Annotated in this window: 25 protein-coding genes; 13 read left to right on the top strand and 12 right to left on the bottom strand. The window is 67.2% G+C overall.

Annotated elements, in window-relative coordinates; all coding sequences use genetic code 11:
- Positions 1 to 35 precede the first annotated feature (35 nt).
- Positions 36 to 1,538, bottom strand: coding sequence for an IMP dehydrogenase (gene guaB / locus QM591_RS10040; RefSeq protein WP_415132130.1), 1,503 nt, complete (start codon positions 1,536 to 1,538; stop codon positions 36 to 38).
- A gap of 234 nt (positions 1,539 to 1,772) precedes the next feature.
- Between guaB and QM591_RS10035 the strand changes: the two genes are divergently transcribed.
- From QM591_RS10035 to QM591_RS10020, 4 genes are read left to right on the top strand one after another with little or no spacing between them, the layout of a single operon-like run.
- Positions 1,773 to 3,065, top strand: a complete 1,293-nt coding sequence (locus QM591_RS10035; protein WP_415132128.1) for a branched-chain amino acid ABC transporter permease — start codon at positions 1,773 to 1,775, stop codon at positions 3,063 to 3,065.
- 5 nt (positions 3,066 to 3,070) lie between these two features.
- On the top strand, positions 3,071 to 4,051 hold the full coding sequence (locus tag QM591_RS10030) for a branched-chain amino acid ABC transporter permease (RefSeq protein WP_415132186.1): 981 nt from the start codon (positions 3,071 to 3,073) through the stop codon (positions 4,049 to 4,051).
- The gene (locus QM591_RS10025) at positions 4,041 to 5,030 is read left to right on the top strand and encodes an ABC transporter ATP-binding protein (RefSeq protein WP_415132126.1); all 990 of its coding nucleotides are present in this window, start codon (positions 4,041 to 4,043) and stop codon (positions 5,028 to 5,030) included. The genes QM591_RS10030 and QM591_RS10025 overlap by 11 nt, the downstream gene beginning before the upstream one ends.
- Positions 5,027 to 5,797, top strand: coding sequence for an ABC transporter ATP-binding protein (locus tag QM591_RS10020; protein ID WP_415132124.1), 771 nt, complete (start codon positions 5,027 to 5,029; stop codon positions 5,795 to 5,797). The genes QM591_RS10025 and QM591_RS10020 overlap by 4 nt, the downstream gene beginning before the upstream one ends.
- Here the strand turns inward: QM591_RS10020 and QM591_RS10015 are convergent.
- The 3 genes from QM591_RS10015 to QM591_RS10005 all read right to left on the bottom strand — a co-directional run bounded on the left by QM591_RS10015 (position 5,770) and on the right by QM591_RS10005 (position 7,817).
- On the bottom strand, positions 5,770 to 5,985 hold the full coding sequence (locus QM591_RS10015; protein ID WP_415132122.1) for a hypothetical protein: 216 nt from the start codon (positions 5,983 to 5,985) through the stop codon (positions 5,770 to 5,772). The two genes, QM591_RS10020 and QM591_RS10015, sit on opposite strands and share 28 nt — an antisense overlap.
- Positions 5,986 to 6,083: 98 nt before the next feature.
- Complete coding sequence (locus tag QM591_RS10010; RefSeq protein WP_415132120.1) at positions 6,084 to 7,439, bottom strand: ABC transporter substrate-binding protein; 1,356 nt, start codon at positions 7,437 to 7,439, stop codon at positions 6,084 to 6,086.
- Positions 7,440 to 7,535: 96 nt separating this feature from the next.
- A complete protein-coding gene (locus QM591_RS10005) occupies positions 7,536 to 7,817 on the bottom strand; it encodes a helix-turn-helix domain-containing protein (RefSeq protein WP_415132118.1) in 282 nt (93 codons plus the stop codon).
- Between the two features lie 353 nt (positions 7,818 to 8,170).
- Between QM591_RS10005 and QM591_RS10000 the strand changes: the two genes are divergently transcribed.
- On the top strand, positions 8,171 to 8,353 hold the full coding sequence (locus QM591_RS10000) for a hypothetical protein (protein ID WP_415132116.1): 183 nt from the start codon (positions 8,171 to 8,173) through the stop codon (positions 8,351 to 8,353).
- Between the two features lie 53 nt (positions 8,354 to 8,406).
- On the opposite strand, the gene QM591_RS09995 is transcribed toward QM591_RS10000, so the two are convergent.
- Positions 8,407 to 8,667, bottom strand: coding sequence for a hypothetical protein (locus QM591_RS09995; RefSeq protein WP_415132115.1), 261 nt, complete (start codon positions 8,665 to 8,667; stop codon positions 8,407 to 8,409).
- 383 nt (positions 8,668 to 9,050) lie between these two features.
- Between QM591_RS09995 and QM591_RS09990 the strand changes: the two genes are divergently transcribed.
- The 6 genes from QM591_RS09990 (at position 9,051) to QM591_RS09965 (ending at position 14,602) form a co-directional block, all read left to right on the top strand.
- The gene (locus QM591_RS09990) at positions 9,051 to 10,148 is read left to right on the top strand and encodes a hypothetical protein (RefSeq protein ID WP_415132113.1); all 1,098 of its coding nucleotides are present in this window, start codon (positions 9,051 to 9,053) and stop codon (positions 10,146 to 10,148) included.
- Positions 10,149 to 10,238: 90 nt separating this feature from the next.
- The gene (locus QM591_RS09985) at positions 10,239 to 10,583 is read left to right on the top strand and encodes a hypothetical protein (RefSeq protein WP_415132111.1); all 345 of its coding nucleotides are present in this window, start codon (positions 10,239 to 10,241) and stop codon (positions 10,581 to 10,583) included.
- A 470-nt stretch (positions 10,584 to 11,053) separates the two neighbouring features.
- A complete protein-coding gene (locus QM591_RS09980) occupies positions 11,054 to 11,245 on the top strand; it encodes a hypothetical protein (RefSeq protein WP_415132109.1) in 192 nt (63 codons plus the stop codon).
- A gap of 72 nt (positions 11,246 to 11,317) precedes the next feature.
- Positions 11,318 to 13,264, top strand: a complete 1,947-nt coding sequence (locus QM591_RS09975) for a hypothetical protein (protein ID WP_415132107.1) — start codon at positions 11,318 to 11,320, stop codon at positions 13,262 to 13,264.
- A complete protein-coding gene (locus tag QM591_RS09970; protein WP_415132105.1) occupies positions 13,264 to 13,533 on the top strand; it encodes a hypothetical protein in 270 nt (89 codons plus the stop codon). The genes QM591_RS09975 and QM591_RS09970 overlap by 1 nt, the downstream gene beginning before the upstream one ends.
- 91 nt (positions 13,534 to 13,624) lie before the next feature.
- Positions 13,625 to 14,602, top strand: coding sequence for a hypothetical protein (locus tag QM591_RS09965; RefSeq protein WP_415132103.1), 978 nt, complete (start codon positions 13,625 to 13,627; stop codon positions 14,600 to 14,602).
- Here the strand turns inward: QM591_RS09965 and QM591_RS09960 are convergent.
- The 6 genes from QM591_RS09960 to groES form a co-directional block, all read right to left on the bottom strand.
- Complete coding sequence (locus tag QM591_RS09960) at positions 14,599 to 14,730, bottom strand: hypothetical protein (RefSeq protein ID WP_415132101.1); 132 nt, start codon at positions 14,728 to 14,730, stop codon at positions 14,599 to 14,601. The genes QM591_RS09965 and QM591_RS09960 overlap by 4 nt on opposite strands.
- On the bottom strand, positions 14,727 to 14,933 hold the full coding sequence (locus QM591_RS09955) for a hypothetical protein (RefSeq protein ID WP_415132099.1): 207 nt from the start codon (positions 14,931 to 14,933) through the stop codon (positions 14,727 to 14,729). The genes QM591_RS09960 and QM591_RS09955 overlap by 4 nt, the downstream gene beginning before the upstream one ends.
- Positions 14,924 to 15,103 carry a hypothetical protein gene (locus QM591_RS09950; RefSeq protein ID WP_415132097.1) on the bottom strand — a complete coding sequence of 60 codons (180 nt, stop codon included), beginning with the start codon at positions 15,101 to 15,103 and terminating at the stop codon, positions 14,924 to 14,926. The genes QM591_RS09955 and QM591_RS09950 overlap by 10 nt, the downstream gene beginning before the upstream one ends.
- 206 nt (positions 15,104 to 15,309) lie before the next feature.
- Positions 15,310 to 16,089, bottom strand: a complete 780-nt coding sequence (locus QM591_RS09945; RefSeq protein WP_415132095.1) for a tyrosine-type recombinase/integrase — start codon at positions 16,087 to 16,089, stop codon at positions 15,310 to 15,312.
- Positions 16,090 to 16,688: 599 nt separating this feature from the next.
- Positions 16,689 to 17,615 carry an EamA family transporter RarD gene (gene rarD, locus QM591_RS09940; RefSeq protein WP_415132093.1) on the bottom strand — a complete coding sequence of 309 codons (927 nt, stop codon included), beginning with the start codon at positions 17,613 to 17,615 and terminating at the stop codon, positions 16,689 to 16,691.
- 173 nt (positions 17,616 to 17,788) lie between these two features.
- Positions 17,789 to 18,085, bottom strand: coding sequence for a co-chaperone GroES (groES, locus tag QM591_RS09935; RefSeq protein ID WP_005050391.1), 297 nt, complete (start codon positions 18,083 to 18,085; stop codon positions 17,789 to 17,791).
- Between the two features lie 206 nt (positions 18,086 to 18,291).
- On the opposite strand from groES, the gene QM591_RS09930 reads away from it, so the two are divergent.
- Positions 18,292 to 19,494: a THUMP-like domain-containing protein gene (locus tag QM591_RS09930; RefSeq protein ID WP_415132091.1), complete on the top strand. Its 1,203-nt coding sequence runs from the start codon at positions 18,292 to 18,294 to the stop codon at positions 19,492 to 19,494.
- Positions 19,495 to 19,571: 77 nt separating this feature from the next.
- Here the strand turns inward: QM591_RS09930 and QM591_RS09925 are convergent, their stop codons facing one another.
- On the bottom strand, positions 19,572 to 20,405 hold the full coding sequence (locus QM591_RS09925) for an oxidoreductase (RefSeq protein ID WP_415132089.1): 834 nt from the start codon (positions 20,403 to 20,405) through the stop codon (positions 19,572 to 19,574).
- 119 nt (positions 20,406 to 20,524) lie between these two features.
- Here QM591_RS09925 and QM591_RS09920 point away from each other — a divergent pair, with 119 nt between their 5' ends.
- Positions 20,525 to 21,088 (top strand): TetR/AcrR family transcriptional regulator, encoded by a 564-nt coding sequence (locus QM591_RS09920; protein WP_415132087.1) that lies wholly within the window; start codon positions 20,525 to 20,527, stop codon positions 21,086 to 21,088.
- Positions 21,089 to 21,095 lie beyond the last annotated feature (7 nt).

Genomic DNA, 21,095 nt, shown 5'->3' with positions numbered 1-21,095 from the left:
GCCCCGCGCACGGCCCCCGGATCCCCCGATCGGACCTACTTCTTGTAGTTGGGTGCCTCGACGACGATCTGGACGTCGTGCGGGTGGGACTCCTTGAGGCCAGCGGCCGTGATGCGCACGAACTTGCCCCGCGCCTTCAGCTCCTCGATCGTGCGGGCGCCGACGTAGAACATCGACTGCCGCAGCCCCCCGACCAGCTGATACGCGACGGCGGAGACCGGCCCGCGGTAGGCCACCTGTCCCTCGATGCCCTCCGGGATGAGCTTGTCGTCGTTGGGCACGTCGGCCTGGAAGTAGCGGTCCTTGGAGTAGGACGTCTTCTTTCCGCGGGTCTGCAACGCGCCGAGCGACCCCATGCCGCGGTAGAGCTTGAACTGCTTGCCGCCCTGGAAGACGATCTCGCCCGGCGACTCGTCGGTTCCGGCCAGGAGTGAGCCGAGCATCACGGTGTCGGCGCCGGCCACGAGAGCCTTCGCGATGTCGCCCGAGTACTGCAGACCACCGTCGGCGATCACCGGGATTCCGGCCTCGCGTGTGGCCTGGAACGCCTCCCAGATCGCGGTGACCTGCGGCACGCCGACGCCGGCGACGACGCGCGTCGTGCAGATCGACCCCGGTCCGACGCCGACCTTCACGGCGTCGGCACCCGCGTCGACGAGCGCCTGGGCGCCTTCGCGCGTGGCGACGTTGCCGCCGATGACGTCGATGTGGTCGAAGGACGAGTCCGCCTTGATGCGACGGATCATGTCGATCACGCCGGCGGACTGACCGTTGGCGGTGTCGACGACGAGGACATCGACACCCGCGTCGCGAAGGGCCTCGGCGCGCTGCCACGCGTCTCCGAAGAAGCCGATCGCCGCGCCGACGCGCAGCCTTCCCTGCTCATCCTTGGTCGCGAGGGGGTACTTCTCGCTCTTGTCGAAGTCCTTGATCGTGATGAGGCCGGCGAGCTTGCCCTCGTCGTCGATCAGGGGCAGCTTCTCCACGCGGTGCTGCGCGAAGAGCGCGATGACCTCGTTCGCCCCGATGCCCACTCGCCCGGTGACGAGCCCTTCGCTCGTCATGACGTCGCGCACTTTGGTGGTCTGACGCTCGAAGCCGGAGACGAACCGCATGTCGCGGTTGGTGATGATGCCGACGAGGCGCCCGTCCTCGTCGACCACCGGCAGTCCCGAGATCCGGTACTGCGCGCAGAGAGTGTCGACCTCTTCGATCGTCGCGTCGGGCGTCGTCGTGATGGGGTCGGTGATCATTCCCGACTCGCTGCGCTTGACCCGGTCGACCATCGAGGCCTGCTCCTGGATCGAGGCGTTCCGGTGCAGGATCCCGATGCCGCCCTCGCGCGCGATCGCGATGGCCATGCGCGCCTCCGTCACGGTGTCCATCGCCGCTGACAAGAGAGGGGTCGCGACGGTGATGCGCCGGGTCACGCGGGAGGAGGTGTCGGCTTCGGAAGGGATCACATCGGTGTGCCCGGGAAGCAGCAGAACGTCGTCGTAGGTCAGTCCGACGAAACCGAACGGGTCGTTGTGCTCCATGCAATCTCCTGCGTTTTCGGGGTTCTCCGATTCTAAGGCGCGGCGGTGTGGTTTCATTCCGAGAACGTCGTGTGCGAGCCCGCGTAGCACACGTTCCCTTCCCGGGGAAGGGAAAAGAGTGTGAGGTAGGCGAAACAACGCCGACACATTACGCTCGTACCGTCGTTGATCACCGTGGATGCGACCCACGCCTCTCGAGGCGTACGGACTGGAGGATCTGTGAGTCCCACGACCGTGAGTACGAGACGCCCGTTGCGGTGGATCGTCCTGTTCCTGGGCGCGGTGCTCGCGGGAGCGACGCTCTTCGCGGGCCTCCCCACCGCCGCCCACGCCGACACTGAAGACCTGCCGTACACGGTCGTCGTCAACGTGCGCACGGGCGGTGAGCCCGTCGTCGGAGCCGAGATCACCGTCACCGGCGGTGACTTCACCGGCCAGGGCGTCACGAGCGACCGAGGCAATGTCCGCATCGGGGTTCCCGACAAGGACCGCGCCTACACGGTGGAGCTGGTTCAGACGAGCTTGCCCAGCGGAGTGCAGGCGCCCGAAGGCTTCGACTTCACGCAGGAGGCGGAGTTCGGAGCCGGGCGCACGATCACGAAGAACTTCACTCTGGAAGCGGGCCAGCGCGCGACGACCTCGTTCTTCGACCAGTTCCTCTCCCGAGCGGTGAACGGGTTGAACTTCGGCCTCATGCTCGCCCTCGCCGCGATCGGACTCTCGCTCGTGTTCGGGACGACCGGACTCTCGAACTTCGCCCACGGCGAGATGGTCACCTTCGGAGCGCTGGCGGCGCTCCTCTTCTCTGTCGGCTTCGACTTCCCGATCTGGCTGGCGATCCCCCTCGCGGTCGCCGTCTCGGCAGGCTTCGGGTTGGGCATGGACGCGGGCCTCTGGCGGCCCCTCCGGCGCAAGGGCCTTGGCACGGTGCAGTTGATGATCGTCTCGATCGGCCTCTCGCTGGCGTTGCGGTACGTGTACCAGATGTTCGTCGGCGGCGGCACGGCCCAGCTCCCCGGCGGCGCCGCGGCCACCATCCCCGGACTCGGTCCCATCCGCCTCACGGTCACCGATGTCGTCAGCATGGTCGTCTCGCTGGTCGTGATCGGCGCCTTCGCGTGGTGGCTCATGCGCACCCGCATCGGTCGCGCCACCCGCGCCGTCTCGGACAACCCGTCGTTGGCGGCGGCGAGCGGGATCGACGTCGACGCGGTCGTCCGCGTCGTCTGGGTGCTCGCGGCGGCCCTGGCGGGTCTGTCCGGAGTGCTGTGGGCTTACTTCCGCCCCGGCATCAAGTGGGACATGGGAACGAGCATCCTGCTACTGATCTTCGCGGCGGTCACCCTGGGCGGCCTCGGCACGGCCTTCGGCGCTCTGATCGGATCGATCATCGTGGGAATGCTCGTCGAGGTGTCGACCCTGTGGATACCGTCCGACATGAAGTATGTGGGCGCGCTGGCCGTGCTCATCGTCATTCTGCTGTTCCGTCCGCAGGGCATCCTCGGACGCCGAGAGCGAATCGGGTGATCGCCGTGGACTTCGGACAGATTCTCAACAACACGCTGGCGCAGATCCTCGCGCCCGCGACACTGGGCTACATCCTCGCCGCCACCGGCCTGTCGGTGCACTTCGGGTTCGCGGGCCTGCTGAACATGGGGGTCGCGGGCTTCATGGCCATCGGCGCCTACGGGTTCGCGATCTCCATCCTCACCTTCGGTCTCCCGTGGCCGGTCGCCGCGCTGATCGGTCTCATCGCGGCCGTGCTGTTCGCGCTCGTGATGGGGATCCCCACGCTCCGCCTGCGGGGCGACTATCTGGCGATCGTCACGATCGCCGCCGCCGAGGTGCTGCGCCTCTTCTTCCTCACTTCCGCATTCCGCAACTACACGGGATCCGCCGACGGTCTCTCCGGCTTCCAGGCCGGATTCCGCGCGAGCAACCCGCTGCCTCCGGGAAAGTGGGGCTTCGGCCCATGGACGTACCAGTCCGACCAGTGGTGGGTGATCCTCATCGGGGTGATCACGATCGCGGTCGTCGTACTCGTGGTCTGGCTGTTGATGCGGAGCCCGTGGGGACGCGTCATCCGCGGCATCCGCGAGGACGAGGACGCCGTCCGGTCGCTGGGCAAGAACGTGTTCGCCTTCAAGATGCAGGCGCTCATCGTCGGCGGCGTCATCATCGCGGCGGGCGGCATCGTGACCGCGATGGGGACGAACGTCAACCCCAATGTCTACGTCACCTCGCAGACGTTCTACGTGTGGACGGCACTTCTCCTCGGAGGCGCGGCCACGATCTTCGGCCCGGTGCTCGGTGCGGTGCTGTTCTGGGTGGTTCGTGCGTTCCTCTCCAATCTCCTCCCGGCGCTGGTGAAGATCGGCTGGCTGCCGTTCATGTCGACCGAGCAGAGCCAGATGCTCGTGTTCGTCCTGGTGGGAGTCGCCCTGATGCTGCTGGTCATCTTCCGCCCGCAGGGTCTTCTCGGAAGCAAGAAGGAGCTGACCTTTGTCCGCTAACGTGACGCCTCCCACTCCCCGTCCCAAGACCACCGGGCTCCACACCGGTGACATCGCTCCGGGTGTCGCCAAGGTCGATCCGATCATCGTGATCGACGGCGTTCGGCGTGAGTTCGGCGGCCTGACCGCCGTCGACGTCGAGCACCTGGAGATCCCGCGGAATGCCATCACAGCCCTGATCGGCCCCAACGGCGCCGGGAAGACCACGCTCTTCAACCTCCTCACCGGATTCGACAAGCCCAACGCGGGATCGTGGTCGTTCGACGGCACCAACCTCTCGGGCATCCCGGCGTTCAAGACGGCGCGAATGGGGCAGGTGCGCACCTTCCAGCTCACCAAGTCGCTGGGTCTTCTCACCGTGCTGGAGAACATGAAGCTCGGAGCGCCCCGTCAGACGGGCGAGAAGATCTGGGCCGGGATCCTGCCGTTCCTGTGGAGCCGGCGCGAAGCCGAGATCGAGGCCAAGGCCCGGGATCTGCTGACGCGCTTCAAGCTCGATGCCAAGGAGAAGGACTTCGCGGCCTCGCTGTCCGGCGGACAGCGCAAGCTCCTGGAGATGGCGCGCGCACTCATGAGCGATCCGACCCTGGTGATGCTGGACGAGCCGATGGCCGGGGTCAACCCGGCCCTCACACAGTCGCTCCTCGACCACATCCTCGATCTGAAAGACCTCGGGATGACCGTCGTCTTCGTCGAGCACGACATGCACATGGTGCGACACATCGCCGACTGGGTCGTCGTCATGGCGGAGGGAAAAGTGGTCGCCGAAGGTCCGCCTGATGCGGTCATGCGCGAACAGGCCGTCATCGACGCGTACCTCGGCACGCATCAGGACGTCGATCTCGGCGTCGTCACCGGGCGCTACGCGGGAGACCTCCCCGCCGACGCGCAGGAGCTCGTCGAGACGGCGCACGAGCTCAGTCAGGCGGTCGAGCCTGACAGTGACGCGGCGCCCCAGGAAGCGGAGGACCAGAAATGAGCGGAACCGCCCCCGCCGCCACCGCCGAGGTGCGTGGCGGCGCACCGGAGAACGTGGTCGAGCTGCGCGAGGTCGTCGCCGGCTACCTCCCGGGCGTCAACATTCTCAACGGCGCGAGTCTCACCGCGGCCAAGGGAGAGCTGATCGGCATCATCGGCCCCAACGGCGCCGGCAAGTCGACCATGCTCAAGGCGATCTTCGGCCAGGTCAAGGTCCGTTCGGGCGCCGTCCTGCTCAACGGAGAGGACATCACGGGACTTCGCGCGAACAAGCTCGTGGGTAAGGGCGTCGGCTTCGTTCCGCAGACGAACAACGTCTTCCCCAGCCTCACGATCGCCGAGAACCTCCAGATGGGCGCCTACCAGCGTCCGAAGGCGTACGCCGAACGGGTCGATTTCGTGACGTCGGTCTTCCCCGATCTGGCCAAGCGCCTCGCTCAGCGGGCCGGGTCATTGTCCGGCGGCGAGCGCCAGATGGTCGCGATGGGGCGAGCCCTCATGATGGACCCGCACGTGCTCCTGCTCGACGAGCCGTCGGCGGGCCTGTCGCCCTCGCGACAGGACGAGGCGTTCTTGCGCGTCTCGGAGATCAACAAGGCCGGTGTGACGACGATCATGGTCGAGCAGAACGCCCGCCGGTGCCTCCAGATCTGCGACCGGGGCTACGTTCTCGACCAGGGTCGCGACGCCTACACGGGCACGGGCCGCGAGCTGCTGAACGATCCGAACGTCATCGGGCTCTATCTCGGAACGCTCGGCGCCGACTGAGCGCGGCGCTGCCGCCGCCCGTACGGGATCATCGGCAGGAACAGTCCGGCGAACGCGACGAGCGGCCATGCGCTCGACGACGCGATCGCGACGGCGACTCCCACCGCGGCGACGGCGACCGCCAGCACCCACATCGTCACGACGACCCACCGGGGACGCTCGTTGAGCTCGTCTCTCGTGGTGATCATGCCGCCAGAATAACCGATCGGTCGTTGCGGGCTGCGGTCATGCCGACACGGCGAAGGGCCCCGGTCCGAAGACCGGGGCCCTTCGATCCGAGAGGTGGTCAGCCCACCTCGACGAACTCGTTGTTGTTGTCCTCACCGAACTGGAAGATGCCGATCGACGCCGCCGTCGGGTCGCCGACCTCGTTGAACGTGATCGGACCCGAGACACCGTCGTAGTCGGCGACGCCGCCTCCGATGATGATGTCGGCGCACTCCGCATAGCTCGTGCACTTCGTGCCGTCGCCCGTGCCGCCGGAGACCTGCTGCAGGTGCGCCGCGACGTCCGGACCCTCCGTGGAACCGGCCTCGAGCGCGGCCAACGCCAGCAGGATCACCGCGTCGTACGACTCGGGCGCGTAGGTGAAGTCCTTGAGCTCCTCGTTGCCCTCGTCAGTCCAGTACTTCTGGAGGTTGTCACGGAACTCGGTGATCGTCGCGGGATCGACCGCGGGGTAGGTCCCCTTGGCACCCGTGAGCGTTCCGGCCGGGAACTCGTCTCCGAAGTTGGAGAGGTTGCCGTCGACGAAGTACATCTTGTCGGACGGGAAGGACGCCCCCACCAGCTCGGGGATGATCGTCTTGACCTCTTCGAACGTGATCAGCGCGATGGCGTCGGGGTCGGCGGCCAGCACGTCCTCGACCTGAGCCGAGAAGTTGGTGTCACCCGTGTTGTAGAGCGACGCCGCCACGACCTTGCCGCCGGCCGCCTCGAAGGCGTCCTTCGTGAAGCACGCGAGACCGGTGCCGTACGAGTCGTTCAGGACGATGAGGCCGAGGGTCTCATTGCCGTCACCGGAGATGAGGTTGCCGAGCACCTCGCCCTGCAGGACGTCGGACGGTGCGGTGCGCCAGTACAGGCCCTTGTCCTTGTAGCCGGTGAAGGCCGCCGAGGTGTTGGCCGGCGAGAACTGGATGGCGTCGGCCGCGATCACCTGGTCGATGAACTGCAGCGACGTTCCCGACGAGGCGGCACCGATGATGGCCGTCGCGCCGGCGTTCAGCAGACGCGGCACCTCGGTCTCGTACGCCTTGTTGTCGGTGTCACCCGAGTCGCCCTGCACGAGGTCGATGGTGACGCCCTTGTCCGCCTCGTTGACGACCGACGCCGCGTACTCGGTGGCCGAGATCTCGGGCGGTCCGAGGAAGGCGAGGTTTCCGGTGACCGGAAGTGCCGTGCCGATCGTGTACTTCAGGTCGGTGCCTGGACCCTTCGACGTCGAGGAGTACTCGGGCGTGTAGGACTCCGGCGCTGCCTTGTCACAGTCGATCGGGAAGGTGTAGTCGTCGCCGGGCGCGGCGGAGCTCGCGCCGGGTGCCGGGGAGCCGGAACAGCCGGCCAAGACGAGCGCGCTCGCGCCGACCAGGGCGATGCCGCCCATGATCTTGGCGGCACGTGAGCGTGTGAGAACGGTCATGTTGCTCCTTGCTATCTGCGAACGCGGGCGACCCCGGGTGCCGCCCCAATTGGGAATAACCTAATCGCCGCAGCGCTTCGGCAATGTTGCGATCCGTTAACGCTGTGTAACGCGTCCAGGATCGTTACTTTCGTTATCTTTCCCCGTCGCGAGCCACTCGTAGCTGACGCCCGTCGCGAGCGCCCAGAGCATCAGCGTCGTCTTCCGAGGGGCAACCTTGCCCGTCTCGATCTTCGAGATAGAGGTCATCGAGATACCGGTCGCGTCGCAGAGGTCCTGCTGCTCCATCCCTGCCGAGACACGGGCCTTCCGCGCCCGGTCGTGCACGTCGAACTGAGGGATCCGAGTCCCCGTCTGAATGAGCGCCGTACTTGACATGTAGCAAGTGTGGCACGGGGTGCTTGCCTTTTCGTGGGTTATGAGAGAAAGTTCATCTGTGGCAACTGCGATAGATGACTTGTCTTCGGTCGGTGCGGGAACCGTGCTGACGACTGCTCAGGTAGCGAAACGCGTGGGGCTCTGCCGGGCTGCGGTCACTCTGGCCGTGAAAGAGGGACGCTTGCTCCCCCTGGCCAAACTGCCCACCCGCAACGGTGCGTATCTGTTCACTGAGGCGGCGGTGGTGGAGTGGCGTTGCCCGGGTGATCGGTTGGCAGGGCTGTGAGGCGTGTCCGGCGGGTGCTCAGCACCGTGATCCTCGCGCTGCGTCTGCTCCGGTCGGTGATGGGCCGTTGAGCGATAGCACGTGGTCGGAGTCGTTCGGCCTGGCGGTGTCGGAGCGTGATCGCCTCGCGCGCCATGATGCCCGGGTGGCGCTGTATTCGTGCGCGCACGACACGCGGGTGGAGCACGGCGGTGGATGGTACTGCTTCGACTGCGGGTCGGGCTTCGGCATCCCGGGAGCGACGTCGTGAGTCCGGTTCACGTGTCGACCCATGCCTCGTGCACCAGGACTGCGGACGCCTGTTCAGAGCACCTGTCGCAGCACATCCTGTCGCGTCGCGCCGAAGTACTTCGTGGAGTCGCTCTCGCTGCTCACGCCCAGCCACGACCCGTCCTGAAGCTGCTCGAGGGTGATGATCTCGGTCGACGTGCGGTGGTTGAGGCGATGCACACTCCATCTGTCGCCGTCTGGCTTGAGTACGTACTCAGTCCCGGCGTTACGGAAATGGACCGGCAGCTGAAGTGTCGGCGCAGGCAGGTTCGCGAGTGCGTATGGCTCGTTCATGTCCGCACCCTACCGAGGTCCATCGTCTGATGGTCGAGTTTTCGCCCGGGGAGCCGGGCCAGCGGCCCGGCCTTGGTACCAATGCGAGTTCGGTAACCCCGCGCTTGTCTCGGGAAGCGTTCCGCGCCGCGCGTCGTGAGCGGTTCGCGCGGCGGTCGGTGTCGTCGCGGTGGCTGGTGGACGCGACGATCGACGCGCACGGCCGCGACCACTTCGCTGAGCTCGCTCCGCGCCCGGCGACGTGCGGGTGGTCTGCGGGGTCGCACGTCGGGGTGCATAAGCGGGAGGCGGGCCCGGCCCGGTTCTCCGGTGTGCAGTCGTGTGGGTCGGTGTGGGGGTGCGCGTGCTGTGGCGCTCTGATCCGCACTCGACGTTCGACTGAGGTGCAGGATGCGGCCGCGTGGTGGGAGGGTCAGTCGGGGCAGTTCCTGTTCGTGACGTTCACCGTCCGCCACCACGGCACCGATTCGCTTGAGCGGACGATGGATGCGCTCACGGCCGGTTTCACGGCGACGATCAACGGGGCTCCGTGGAAGAGGTTCGCGCGGGTGCACGGCATCCGCCACTTCATCAAGTCGCAGGAAGTCACTCTCGGGTGGGAGAACGGGTGGCACGCGCACCTGCACGTGTTGTTCTTCGTGGACCTTCCCGGGGCTGCCGCCGACGCCCGCCAGGACGCGGCGATCGCGCTGCGGGAGGCGGAGACCCTGCGGAACCGTGACGGGTCGATGAACAAGCGTCGGGTGAAGCGGTGGGAGCGGCTGCATGCTCTCGCGTCGGACGCTGACCGGGCCGCGTCGCAGGGCATCGGCCAGAAACGGCGTTCGGAGATCCACGGGTGGCTGTCGGACCGGTGGCAGACGATGGTGGTCGGTGCCGGCGGCCGGGAACCTTCACGCCGGCGCGGGGTCGATATCCGCACTGTCCGGGACGGGGAGGTCGTCGCGCTCTACATTTCGAAGTTGCAGGAGGGTGACCGTCCCCGCGGGTGGAAGATCGGGTCGGAGATGGCCCGGCAGGACATGAAGAAGGGTCGTCTGGATTCCCTCGTGCCGCTGGAACTGCTCGACGTGGACGGGCTGACCCCGGAAGAGGTCGAACGGAACCGGGAGTGGTGGATCGAGTACGTCGAGACCACGGCGGGGCGGCGGGCGATGACGTGGAGCCGGGGCCTGAAAGACGCGGCCGGGATCGATGACGTCGATGACGAGCAGATCGTGGAGGACGAGGACGCCGACACCGCCGAGGACGACCTGGTGATCATGATCGACAAGGCGCAGTGGCGGGCCGTCCGTGACGACGCGGACGTGATCTCCCGCATCCTCGAACTGGTCGAATCCGACCGGATCGAGGAGATACGCCGGTTCGTGAGGTTCGAGTACCCGCCCCCCAGTCAGCAGGTTCCCCGCCCTGCTCCTGCGCCTGGTGCCCGCCGTCCCGGCACTCAGCGCGCGCCCCGCCCGGCCCACTGGACCGCCTGAACTTGACATTTATCAACTCTGACCGGGTGTTTCTACGCTGATTCTAGGCGCCGCGCATGGGTCGCGGCACAGGATCGAAGGGGGCCGCGCATGGCCATTGGTAGAACGCTCAGCCCGAGCGTGATGGTGACCGGGATCGTGGAGCGCTTGCAGGCGCAGACGAAGAAGTCGGACGGTGTGGTCTACGCCCACGACGTCACGCTCGTGGATCAGGACGGCGGTCGCCTCGCGGTCCGCATCTGGGAACGCTCCGGCGAGGACAACGTGCAGGTCCCCACGATCGGCTCGTTCCTCGGCGTCATCGCCACGGTCAGCGAACGCCGCGACCCCGAGACCCCCGGCAAGGTCTACACCGAGCTTCACGCCCGCCGCTACATCACCCCCGGTGACCTCGACGCGATCAACTCGCGCATGTTCACCCCCGCGAAGGGCTGAGGACGCCGGTCATGTTCGATGCGGTGATCGACGCTCTCCTGATCGGCGGCACGGTTCTGTGTGTCGGTGTCGGGATCGTCGCTCTCCTGGTCGCTGCGGTGGGTGGGGCGGACGCGTGAGTGAGGCTCTGGAACTGGCCCGGTCGGCGTACTGGGTGGGCTTGGTCACGTGTTGCCTGCTGGCGTTCGTGCTCGGCATGGCGTTCGTGAGGTCGCTGTGGTGAGCCCGCTGGTGGCGGCGCTGGTCGCTGCGGGCGTGTTCGTCGTGTCGATCTCGGCCGGGGTTCGCCTGTTCACGTGGGTGGCGCGCTGATGGATATCAGTGAGGCCGTTACCGCCGTCTTGGTCTGCTTCGCCGTTGGGGCGGGCCTGCAACTGTTCGCCTCCGTCATTCGGCGGGGGTGACCCTCTCCCGGGCGGCTGTCGTCTGGGTCAACCGGGAGATCCCTCCCACAACGAAAGGAAACACAGATGGACTCCATCACCACGTTCCTCGCCGCTGGCGAGGGATACTCCCCGGCCGACTTCACCGCCGACCTCGCCGCGGGTGGGCCCGCGGTCCTCGGCTACGTCGGTGTCGGCGTCGCGGCGGGCATCGTCGTGATGCTCGCGCTGGTCGGGATCCGTCGCGGTATCGCGGCGTTCAAGTCCACGTCGAAGTAACGGCGTCTGGTGGCCGCGTGCGTCCCTTGGGGGGTGCGTACGCGGCCACCGCTCTATCTGTGGGAGGTCAGGATGAACAGATCGATCCGTAGGACCATTGTCGCGGCGGTGGTCGCGGCTCTCGTCGTGCTGGTCGGTGCGACGCCTGCCGCCGCGGCGGCGCAGACCGTCGAGGCGGTGCGCCCGGCTGAGACTGTGCTTCCGCCGACGGTTGATCCTCTGACGGATTTTCCGCGGACGATTGGTCGCATCACTATCGGGCATCCGAATGGTCCGTCTCTCGGCAAGCCCGGTATCCGCCAACCCTCGTGGGTGCGTGCGAAGGCGCGTGCGACCGCTGCCGCTGCGGCGGCTGAGGCGGCGGCCGGTACTGCCAAACCCGCGGTCGTTGGTACTCCGATCACGGCTCCTTCGACATTCAGCAAGGTCGTTGGTGGAGCGAACATGTTCGCTGCGGCTTTCTCCGGTGGCTGGCTGCTCGGAGCGGAGGGCTTGAAGATCTATGGCGCGATCACGGATACCGACATGATGGCTGGTCTGTGTGGAGCGGATCAGTGGATGCAGGTGGGGTACGACATCCTCAGTTTTGGTATCGGCACGTCTGACTGCGTTGCCGAGTTGGCCAACCCGAATGCGGATATGACCGCGCGGCCCCAGATCACCTACGGCGGGTCCACGATGTCTGTCGTCGGCACCACCCAGACTCGTATTGGTGTGGTGACGTACAACCTCTACTGCTGGCGCGGCGGCATCCCCTCCGGCACCAACTTCGCGCAGTTCAACACGGAGGTCACCCCGCACCGGTGGGAGTCGTACAACTACATCTCGACGTCGTTTCAGGCCGCCTGCGCAAGTAGTCATCCGGGCCGCGATGGTTCTTCGCTCGCGGGCAAGTCGTACGGTCTCGTGAAGGCCGGGACGAGTCAGGTTGTGGCTCAGGCGGTGGATGTGAAGGCAGACCCTCAGCGAGAGACGAACTGCACGCTCAAGTGGCCGGATGGGACGACCACGACGGGCACCGGGGGAAGGTACCGGGAGTCTGCGGGTGTGCCGATGGAGGGGATCGAGCGCAGCTGCAACGACGCATTCGTTTCCAAGCCGGGGCACGGGCCTGACCTGATGCCCTCGGAGATCAAGGTCGGCTCCCGCGACACCGAGTCCGGTGCTCAGACCGAGATCGCCACGCAGGAGGTGCCCGACTATTCCGAGACCGAGCGGAAGGGCCTGGACCCGGGGGACGGGACCGGTCTGAAGCTGTGGAAGATTCACGACAAGATCACCTATAGCTGCATGACGTGGGCTATCGACTGCTCCAACTGGTGGACGAAGACCGAGCAGGGAACCAAGGCGCAGACCGACAGCGGAACCTACCGCTGCACCTGGGGCGGCAATCGCGTGGATCTCAACGAGTGCGGCCCTTACCGCTTCACGTTCAATGAGACTGACCTCGACACGCGGATCATCACGGGCGAGGACGGCCAGCCGATCCCCTACCCGATCCCCGGACCGACACCCAACCCGGCTCCCAACCCGCGCCCCAATCCGAACCCGAACCCGAATCCCAACCCGAATCCGACCCCGGGCACAGACCCGGCCGGTGAGTGCTGGGCGGACGGGTGGGCGTCGGTCGCGAACCCGCTCGATTGGGTGCTCGTGCCGGTGAAGTGTGCTCTGGTGTGGGCGTTCGTCCCGCGGGCGGCGAAGATGGCCGAGTTCAACACGCGGATCGATGAGAAGTGGAGGCTATCGACGCCGGGGAAGCTCGCGACCGCGATAGCCGGTGTCGGCCTCGCGTTCGAGGGGCTGTCGGATGGGAACTGTGGTGGCCTGCTGCTGTCGATGCCGAACGTCGGCGCGAACGGGAAGGTCACCCACAAGGACTACCGGTTCATGGCGGCGTGCTCCGGTGACGATCTCGCAGCCCTCGCCGGGTGGGTGTACTGGATATCCGCGTTCGGGATCGTCGTGATCGGCGTGGCCGCGATCAAGCGGCTGCTGGACAAGTTGGTGAACAACTGATGATCGTGGAGTTCTTCATCGACCTGTGGGAGATCATCTGCACCTGGTTCCTCGACCTGTTCGGCACCGGAAATCCCCCGTCGTGGCTGAGCGACTTCGGGTCGTTCCTGGCCGAGCTCGTCCACCGTGCCGCGGGCCTGGGCGCGTGGTTCCCGTTCCAACTTCTCGGGACCGTCGCGGGCACGTACTTCGTGATCTGGATCACGCTCTGGCTCGTGAAGGGCGTCCGCTGGCTTTGGGGTCTGACGCCCTTCTCGGGGGGTAGTTGATGGGCTCGGACGCACGGAGACGGCAGGCGCGTCAGCGCCGTAGTCGGAGGGCGGCCGCGCCCATCACCTGCACACCTGGAGGGATCAGCACATGAGACACCGGAACACCACACAGCAGGCGCTCGACCTGTCGACACTGCTGCCCCTGCCCCGCAACACCGGCCACCCCGACCGGAACGAACGCCTCCCCCTGCGAGCCCGGTTCGTGCTGTGGCTCGGCGGCGGCGACGTGTACCTCCGGCAAGCGATCGCGCTGCGCCGGTCGTTCCCGATCGTCGCGTTCGTCGGCCCGAACGGGGGTGGGAAGACGTTGTGTCTGATCGTCACGTCCCAGCCGACCCGCAAGGGCGTGCGGTGGCACTGCGAGAACCCCGACCATCAGCACACCAAAGAGGGCGTGGTCGAGGGGTGGCGGCGGATGCTGTCCACCGTCCCGATCCTCGACGGGAACGGGAACGAGCATCCCCTGTACGACAAGTTCGACGACTTCGAGCAGTTGGTGACCGTCGAGCACTCCGACGTGTACATGGATGAGGTCACCTCCGTGGCCAGTTCCCGCGAATCGGCGCGGATGGACGCGCGGGTGCTGAACAAGCTCGTGCAGCTGCGGAAAGCCGACGTGATGCTGTTCTGGACCGCCCCGAACTGGGCACGCGCGGACAAGGTCATGCGGGAAGTCACCCAAGCCGTGGTCGAGTGCCGGGGCTACTTCGCCGCCAAGCCCGCGACCGGTGACGGCGACCTCCACACGGTCTGGTCACCGCGGCGCGTGTTCCGGTTCCGGACCTACGATGCGATCGAGTTCGAGGAATGGTCCGCCGCGAAACGCGACGCCGTGCGCCCCCTCAACTCCCACTGGTTCAAAGGCGTCGGGTCCGAAGCGTTCCGCGCGTACGACACCCTCGGCGCGGTCACCATGGTCGCCTCCATCACGCCCGAGAACACCTGCACCGTCTGCGAGGGCACCATCGTCCGCCACCGTTGCCAGTGCCGCACCGCGAAACCCCGCACCGTGGCCGTCGTCCAGGCCGAGGCGGTCGAGCCGCCCGTCCTGGTCCCCACGTCCTAGCGGCGGCGTTTCGCGTCGGCGTAGATGGCCAGGAAGCTCACGACGAGGGCTAAGGACGCGATGATCCCTCCGTATCCGAGGAGGAACCGCACCACGCCGTCGAGGAAGAGTCCGTCGGTGATGTTCATGCGAGGTGCCTCCGGGCGGCCTCGAGTTGGTGGATGACGGCGCTCAGTGCCTCGACGGCGTTGCTGCGGTGTCCGGTGCGGATCTTCGCGGCCACGTCCATGAGGTCGTCGCGTGCGATCGCGACCTGGCAGTAGGCCAGGCCGTCGAGGGTCCACCCCTCCCCCGGCAGATCGGCTTGCATCGTGTCGGGCATCAGTTCCACGTCCACTTCTCGCGGTCTGCGCCGTTGTTGAGCATCCGTGCGGTGACGTGGCTCAGTCCGCTGATCAGCATCACTTCGCCCGTTTTGCGGTCGAACACGTTCCGGTTTCCGGCGACGTAGCGCTCGAAGCTGGATACCGCGCCTTCTGAGTACCGCTCGTCCTCGTGCATGGTGGTTGATCCTCTCGGTGGTTTCGGCTTGCCCGAATGGCTCGCCATTCGGCGCACTGGCCGCTGAGTAAGCGGAGAGCGTCGGGTCAAGCCCCCACCTCGTGGCTCGTTCGGCATGGTGCGGAGCACCGTCGTGCGGGAGGGCTGTGTGGTGGTCGGGCTTGACGCGGGGATCGCAGCGAACTACTTCGCTGTCGGGTGTCGCTCTATGCGGCGATGCGTGCAGCCGCGCTCGCGGCTCTGAGGTCGTCGTCGTTGATGTGGACGTAGATTGCCGTGGTGCCGGGGTCTCTGTGTCCGAGGAACACTTGTGTGAGTCGTAGGTTGTTCCCGGTGCGTTGGTAGACGGTGGTCCCGGCGCGGTGTCGGAGTGAGTGGGGGTTGGTGCCGACGTGTCGGCGCATCCAGTTGCGGATGGTTGCGGGGACGATGTGTCCGCCGCGGGGTGAGGGGAAGTACCAGCCGGGCTCGGGGGCCAGTTGGTCGAGAAGGCGGGCGAGTTCGGGTGAGGTGTGCACGGTGCGTTGCTGGCCGCCTTTGCCGATGATGTCGAGCCATTCGCCTCGGCGGTCGTCGGTGTGGAGTTTGGCGATCTCGTGGACGCGGAGGCCGCATTCGGCGCCGAGGAGGATGATCGCCTGCATTGTGGGGTTGCCGGTCGCGAGGCCGGTGTCGATGTGTTCGGCGGTCGCGACGCGGGGTCGCTTGGGCGGGATGCTGACTCGGCGCAGGGGTGCCGCGGGGTTGGTGTCAATGAGGCCTGTTTCGTGCGCCCAGCGGTAGAAGGCGCGGGCGGTGGCGATCGCGGCGTTGGTGGTGCAGGGCGACCAGTCGGGGTTGTTCACCCAGGCGATGAGGTCGGTTGTTGTCGCGGCGGTGAGGTCCACGACTTGCTCGAGCTGCCGCAAGTAGACGTCTCGGAGTCGAACGGTCGCGGTTGACTGTCGGCGGGCGTGAGTGATGTGGTCGAGGAATCGGGCGTGCACGGTGGTTCTCCTGCGCGCCGTCGGGGGGATGCTGCGCGTCGGCCCGGCGCGCTGGAACCTCTACGCGTTGACCAGGCTGGCCGAGTTATGCAGCGTGGCGCGAGTCGAGGGGCAGGGGGAATCCGTGACGATAACGCTGTGTAACGCCTCCCGGATCGTTACTTTCGTTATCTTTCCCCGTCGCCAGCCACTCCCCTGCGCCAGGATCCTCCGGCGGCAAACAGCGTCGTCATGACCCGAGCGCTAGCCTGACGACGCGACCCCCGGCATTCTCTTCCCCTATCTCGCAGGCGGCGTCGTCGGCGTCTGCATCGGGATCATCGCGACGATCTCCGTGTATGCGGCTTCTCGGGCTGCCCGGGAACGTCGCCGTCGACGCGAGAAGCGCCGACGCCTCGACTATTGGGCGAGCATGACCCCGGGCGCTCTCCCCGTCGGAGCCAAAGCGCAACCGGGGAAGCCCCTGCGGCCGCGGCGCCGCGCTCAGACGATCGACGACTTCCTCGACGGACAGCGGGCGAGACCGTTCGGAGACTCCGGACCGCGCGACTGGTGACGGGAGCGATCGCCCCATCGCCCGGGAGCAACCGGCACGGGCGCTAAGCGACGGACCCGACGGCGGCGCGGGCGCGCCGAGCGTGACGCACCGAGTCGACCATCAGGACGACGAGCGCCAGCCACACCAGCCCGAAGCCGATCCAGCGCTCCCACGGCATCGGCTCGCCCATGATCCATGCGCCGGTGATGAACTGCAGGATGGGTGCCACGAACTGCAGCAGGCCGATGACGGTGAGCGTGGCACGACGGGCACCGGCGGCGAAGAAGAGGAGCGGCGTCGCCGTGACCGCTCCCGCGAGGAGGAGTAGCGCGGTATGCGCCGCACTGACCTGACCCATCGTGATCCCGGTGGTCGCCCCCACCACGATCAACTGCACGACCGCGACGGGTGCGAGCCACAGTGACTCGAGCGTCAGACCGCTGATGGCGTCGACGCTCGGTCCGATCTGCTTCTTGACGAGTCCGTAGGTCCCGAAGCTCGCGGCGAGTGTCAGCGCGATCCAGGGAAAAGCCCCGTATCCGATCACGATCACGAGAACGGCGATCGCCGAGATGCCGATGGCGGCCCACTGCGCGACGCGCAGGCGCTCCTTGAGAACGAGGACGCCGAGGAGCACGGTCACGATCGGATTGATGAAGTAGCCGAGGCTGCCCTCGATGACATGGCCGGTGAGCGTGCCGACCAGGAAGACCTGCCAGTTGACGTAGATGAGCAGGCCCGCCGCCATCGTCCAGAGGACGAGCCGGCGGTTGCGCAGGATCGCCCACAGCTTGCTCCACGTGCGGGTGACGGTGAGAAGCAGCGCGCAGAAGACGAGCGAGAGCAGAATGCGCCACGCCACGACCTCCCACGGCCCGGTCGGCGGAAGCGTGAGGAAGTAGAGGGGCAGAAAGCCCCAGAGCAGATAGGCGATGAACGCGTAGACCCCGCCCCGCGCGCGTTCTGCGTCGGAGCTGCGGGATGTCATGAGTCCAAGACTAGAACGGTCCTGACTCGGTGGGTGCCGGTACACCCGGCGGGATCCTGCCGTTGTCCGCGGAGTTCCTGCCACCCAGGCCTGCGGGAACGGCGAAAGGCCCGGACGCCGAGGCGTCCGGGCCTTTCGAGACCGTCGCGCGGACGAGTCGTCCGCGGGCGATGTCAGCGAACGACGACAGCGAGGACGTCGCGCGCGGAGAGGACGAGGAACTCGTCGCCACCGAACTTGACCTCGGTCCCGCCGTACTTGCTGTAGATGACGCGGTCGCCGACCGCGACGTCGAGCGGCACACGGTTGCCGTTGTCGTCGATACGACCGGGGCCCACCGCGACGACCTCACCCTCCTGGGGCTTCTCCTTCGCGGTGTCGGGGATGACGAGTCCGCTGGACGTCACCTGCTCAGCCTCGACCTGCTTGATGACGATGCGGTCCTCGAGCGGCTTGATGGAAACCGACACGGTCTACCTCTTTCTTGCTTCAGGGGTCTTGCCTCAAGACTCATTAGCACCCGCACACTTCGAGTGCTAACGCCAGTCTAGGGCCCGGTTGGCACTCGTGCAACGCGAGTGCCAACCGGATTCCGAGCCCTTCCGCCGCCCGTGTCCCCACGCGGGAGCGCGGGAGGTCACGGGGTGCGGCGGAGCACCCGGCATAGGCTTGCCGGGTGGATCTCGCCGAACTGACGTCGCTGCTGACCCCAGACGGGCTCCGGCTCCTCGACGAGCTCGGAACGGTCGCCTCGACCGACGACGTCGCCGCGGTCGTCAGCCGGCTCCGCGCCGCAGGTCACGCGCCCGAACGCGTGTCGGCGGTCGTCGGGCAGGCGCGTCTGCGCCATCGTGCGGAGACGAAGTTCGGTCCGTTCGCCTCGCGCATGCTCTTCACGCGCGCCGGCCTGGAGCAGGCCTCGCGACTCGCGATCGCCGCGCGACACGCGGGGCGGTTCCGGGACGCCGGGGTTCGACGCGTCGCCGACCTGGGCTGCGGGATCGGGGGCGACTCCCTCGGGATGGCGGGGATCGGCCTCGAGGTGCTCGCCGTCGAGGCGGATGAGGTCACGGCGGCGATCGCCGCCTACAATCTCGCCCCGTTCGCCGACACCGTGACCGTGCGGCACGCTCAGGCTCAGGAGGTCGATCTGAGCGAGGTGGACGCCGCCTGGCTCGACCCGGCTCGCCGCACGGCCGGTCACGAGGAGACGCGACGGACGTCGGCAGCCGAATGGTCTCCGCCGCTGGAGTGGTCCTTCGACCTGGCCGCGAGACTTCCGACGGGGATCAAGCTCGGGCCGGGCTTCGACCGCGGCCGGATTCCGCCGGGCACGGACGACCACCCGGTGGAAGCCCAGTGGATCACCGTCGACGGCGCCACGATCGAACTGGTCGTCTGGACCGGAGCGCTGGCCCGTGCGGGTGTGCACCGAGCGGCCCTCGTCGTGAACGGCGACCGCGCGCACGAGATGACTGCGCCCGGCGACAGCATCGACGAGCCGGTCCGCGCTCTCGGGGAGTTCCTGCACGAGCCGGCCGGTGCCGTCATCCGCGCGCGCCTGATCGGTGACCTCGCGCGAGACCTCGATGCCGGCATGGTCGCCGACGGCATCGCCTACCTCACCTCCGACACGGCTCGGACGAGTCCCTTCGCGCAGACCTTCCGCATCCGCGAGAGCCTCCCCACCGACGTCTCGCGACTGGCGCGTGCGCTGCGCGAACGGGGAGTGGGAACCCTCGAGATCAAGAAGCGCGGTGTCGACGTCGATCCCGCCCGGCTGCGCACGCGTCTGAAGCTCCGAGGATCCGCTTCCGCCACACTGATCCTGACGCGCATCGGATCGACCCGGGTCGCGCTTCTCGCCGACAGGATCTAGGCCCCGGTGTCGGGTGATCCCCGCGTGAAGGGGCCCGGTTCCGTGGCATCGGGACCACGGAACCGGGGGCGGATCGCTCAGTCGCGGGGAACGCCCGTGGCGCGGGTGATGAGCGCGTCGAACTGGCGATCGGAGAGGATGTTCCCCGCGGTGATCAGCGGTTTGGCTCCGAACCCGACCGCGTAGCGGGTCTTCGGGCGGCGCGCCGTGACGGCCTTTCCGATCGCGTCGGAGATCACGGACGGGGGGCTGTTGCGGTTGGCGTTCGCCTCCGACCGCAACGACGCGGCGACCGCGTCGGCCTGTCGTTTGTATGCGGAGTCCTTCGATGCCTCGTCGAGGTGGTCGGCGGCGATCCCGCCCCACTCGGTGGCGATCCCGCCGGGCTCGATCACGACGACATCGATCCCGAACGGCGCGAGCTCCACTCGCAGGCAGTCGGACAGCGCTTCGAGCGCGAACTTCGTGCCGTGGTACCAGCCACCCAAGGGCGTGTAGATCTTCCCTCCCATGGAGGTGATGTTCACAATCGTCCCGCTCCCCTGCTTCCGCATGTGCGGAAGAACGAGCTGGACGAGGGCCATCGCGCCGAAGACGTTGACCTCGAACTGGCGGCGCCCCTCGTCGATGGGGACGTCCTCGATCGCACCATACGAGCCGTAGCCCGCGTTGTTCACGAGCACGTCGATGCGTCCGGTCTCGGCGATGATCTTCGCCACGCCGTCCTTCATCGACTGCTCGTCGGTCACGTCCATCCCGAGGGGACGGATGCCGTCAGAGGCCAGCTTCTGCAGCCGGTCGATGCGGCGCGCTGCCCCGTACACGGTGAACCCGAGCGACTGCAGCTTGCGGGCGGTGGACTCGCCGATGCCGGAGGAGGCGCCGGTGACGAGTGCGGTCTTGGTGGTCATTTCCTGCTCTCCCGATGTAAAGTGAATGCTGGTTCATCAACATCATGAACCATGACTCACTTTCGCGCAAGTGCGAGTCTGGCTCTCATTTACGTGTCCCTCACCGCTCAGGAGAACGCATGCCCCTCGACCGCCCCATGCGAGCCGACGCGGTCCGCAACCGCCGCAAGATCCTCGACGCCGCACAGGAACAGATCAGTGAGCACGGACCGGACGTCGGGATGGACGAGATCGCCAAGGCCGCCGGCGTCGCCGTCGGCACCCTCTACCGGCATTTCCCGACCAAGACCGACCTGCTGGCCGCCGTGATCTCCGAGTACGTCGCGGAGGTCGCGGACGACGCCGAGGCGTCCCTGGCCCGTGCCCACGACGGGGCGACGGCGGTCGACGAGGTCGTGGGGTTCCTCGACCGCGTCGTCGAGTCCTCCGCACACGCTCACGCCATCAAGGCCGCCGCGAAGAGTCTCGGCGTGGAAGGCCACGGCGACCAGTCCGACGAGGCCCGCGCGGGCGCCGCGCTGGCGGACCTCATCGCCCTCGGCCAGCAGGTGGGCGACATCCGCCCCGAGGTCACCGTCGACGACTTCTACCTGCTGATGGCGACCACACCCACCGACCAGCCCGCCCAGGTCCGCCGCAGATGGCTCGCGCTCGTACTCCCCGGCATCACCACCCAGGCATGAACGCGGC

Source organism: Microbacterium sp. (assembly GCF_047607225.1).
In the GTDB taxonomy this organism is placed as follows: domain Bacteria; phylum Actinomycetota; class Actinomycetes; order Actinomycetales; family Microbacteriaceae; genus Microbacterium.
The sequence above is the reverse complement of the archived record's forward strand: the minus strand, read 5'-3'. Positions and strand labels throughout refer to the sequence as shown.

Excerpts from the sequence above, each read along its gene's own strand:
- guaB (WP_415132130.1), bottom strand. The coding sequence starts at position 1,538 with ATGGAGCACAACGACCCGTTCGGTTTCGTCGGACTGACCTACGACGAC.
- QM591_RS10020 (WP_415132124.1), top strand. The coding sequence starts at position 5,027 with ATGAGCGGAACCGCCCCCGCCGCCACCGCCGAGGTGCGTGGCGGCGCA.
- QM591_RS10015 (WP_415132122.1), bottom strand. The coding sequence starts at position 5,985 with ATGATCACCACGAGAGACGAGCTCAACGAGCGTCCCCGGTGGGTCGTC.
- QM591_RS10010 (WP_415132120.1), bottom strand. The coding sequence starts at position 7,439 with ATGACCGTTCTCACACGCTCACGTGCCGCCAAGATCATGGGCGGCATC.
- QM591_RS10005 (WP_415132118.1), bottom strand. The coding sequence starts at position 7,817 with ATGTCAAGTACGGCGCTCATTCAGACGGGGACTCGGATCCCTCAGTTC.
- QM591_RS09995 (WP_415132115.1), bottom strand. The coding sequence starts at position 8,667 with ATGAACGAGCCATACGCACTCGCGAACCTGCCTGCGCCGACACTTCAG.
- QM591_RS09985 (WP_415132111.1), top strand. The coding sequence starts at position 10,239 with ATGGCCATTGGTAGAACGCTCAGCCCGAGCGTGATGGTGACCGGGATC.
- QM591_RS09980 (WP_415132109.1), top strand. The coding sequence starts at position 11,054 with ATGGACTCCATCACCACGTTCCTCGCCGCTGGCGAGGGATACTCCCCG.
- QM591_RS09975 (WP_415132107.1), top strand. The coding sequence starts at position 11,318 with ATGAACAGATCGATCCGTAGGACCATTGTCGCGGCGGTGGTCGCGGCT.
- QM591_RS09970 (WP_415132105.1), top strand. The coding sequence starts at position 13,264 with ATGATCGTGGAGTTCTTCATCGACCTGTGGGAGATCATCTGCACCTGG.
- QM591_RS09965 (WP_415132103.1), top strand. The coding sequence starts at position 13,625 with ATGAGACACCGGAACACCACACAGCAGGCGCTCGACCTGTCGACACTG.
- QM591_RS09960 (WP_415132101.1), bottom strand. The coding sequence starts at position 14,730 with ATGAACATCACCGACGGACTCTTCCTCGACGGCGTGGTGCGGTTCCTC.
- QM591_RS09950 (WP_415132097.1), bottom strand. The coding sequence starts at position 15,103 with ATGCACGAGGACGAGCGGTACTCAGAAGGCGCGGTATCCAGCTTCGAG.
- rarD (WP_415132093.1), bottom strand. The coding sequence starts at position 17,615 with ATGACATCCCGCAGCTCCGACGCAGAACGCGCGCGGGGCGGGGTCTAC.
- QM591_RS09925 (WP_415132089.1), bottom strand. The coding sequence starts at position 20,405 with ATGACCACCAAGACCGCACTCGTCACCGGCGCCTCCTCCGGCATCGGC.
- QM591_RS09920 (WP_415132087.1), top strand. The coding sequence starts at position 20,525 with ATGCCCCTCGACCGCCCCATGCGAGCCGACGCGGTCCGCAACCGCCGC.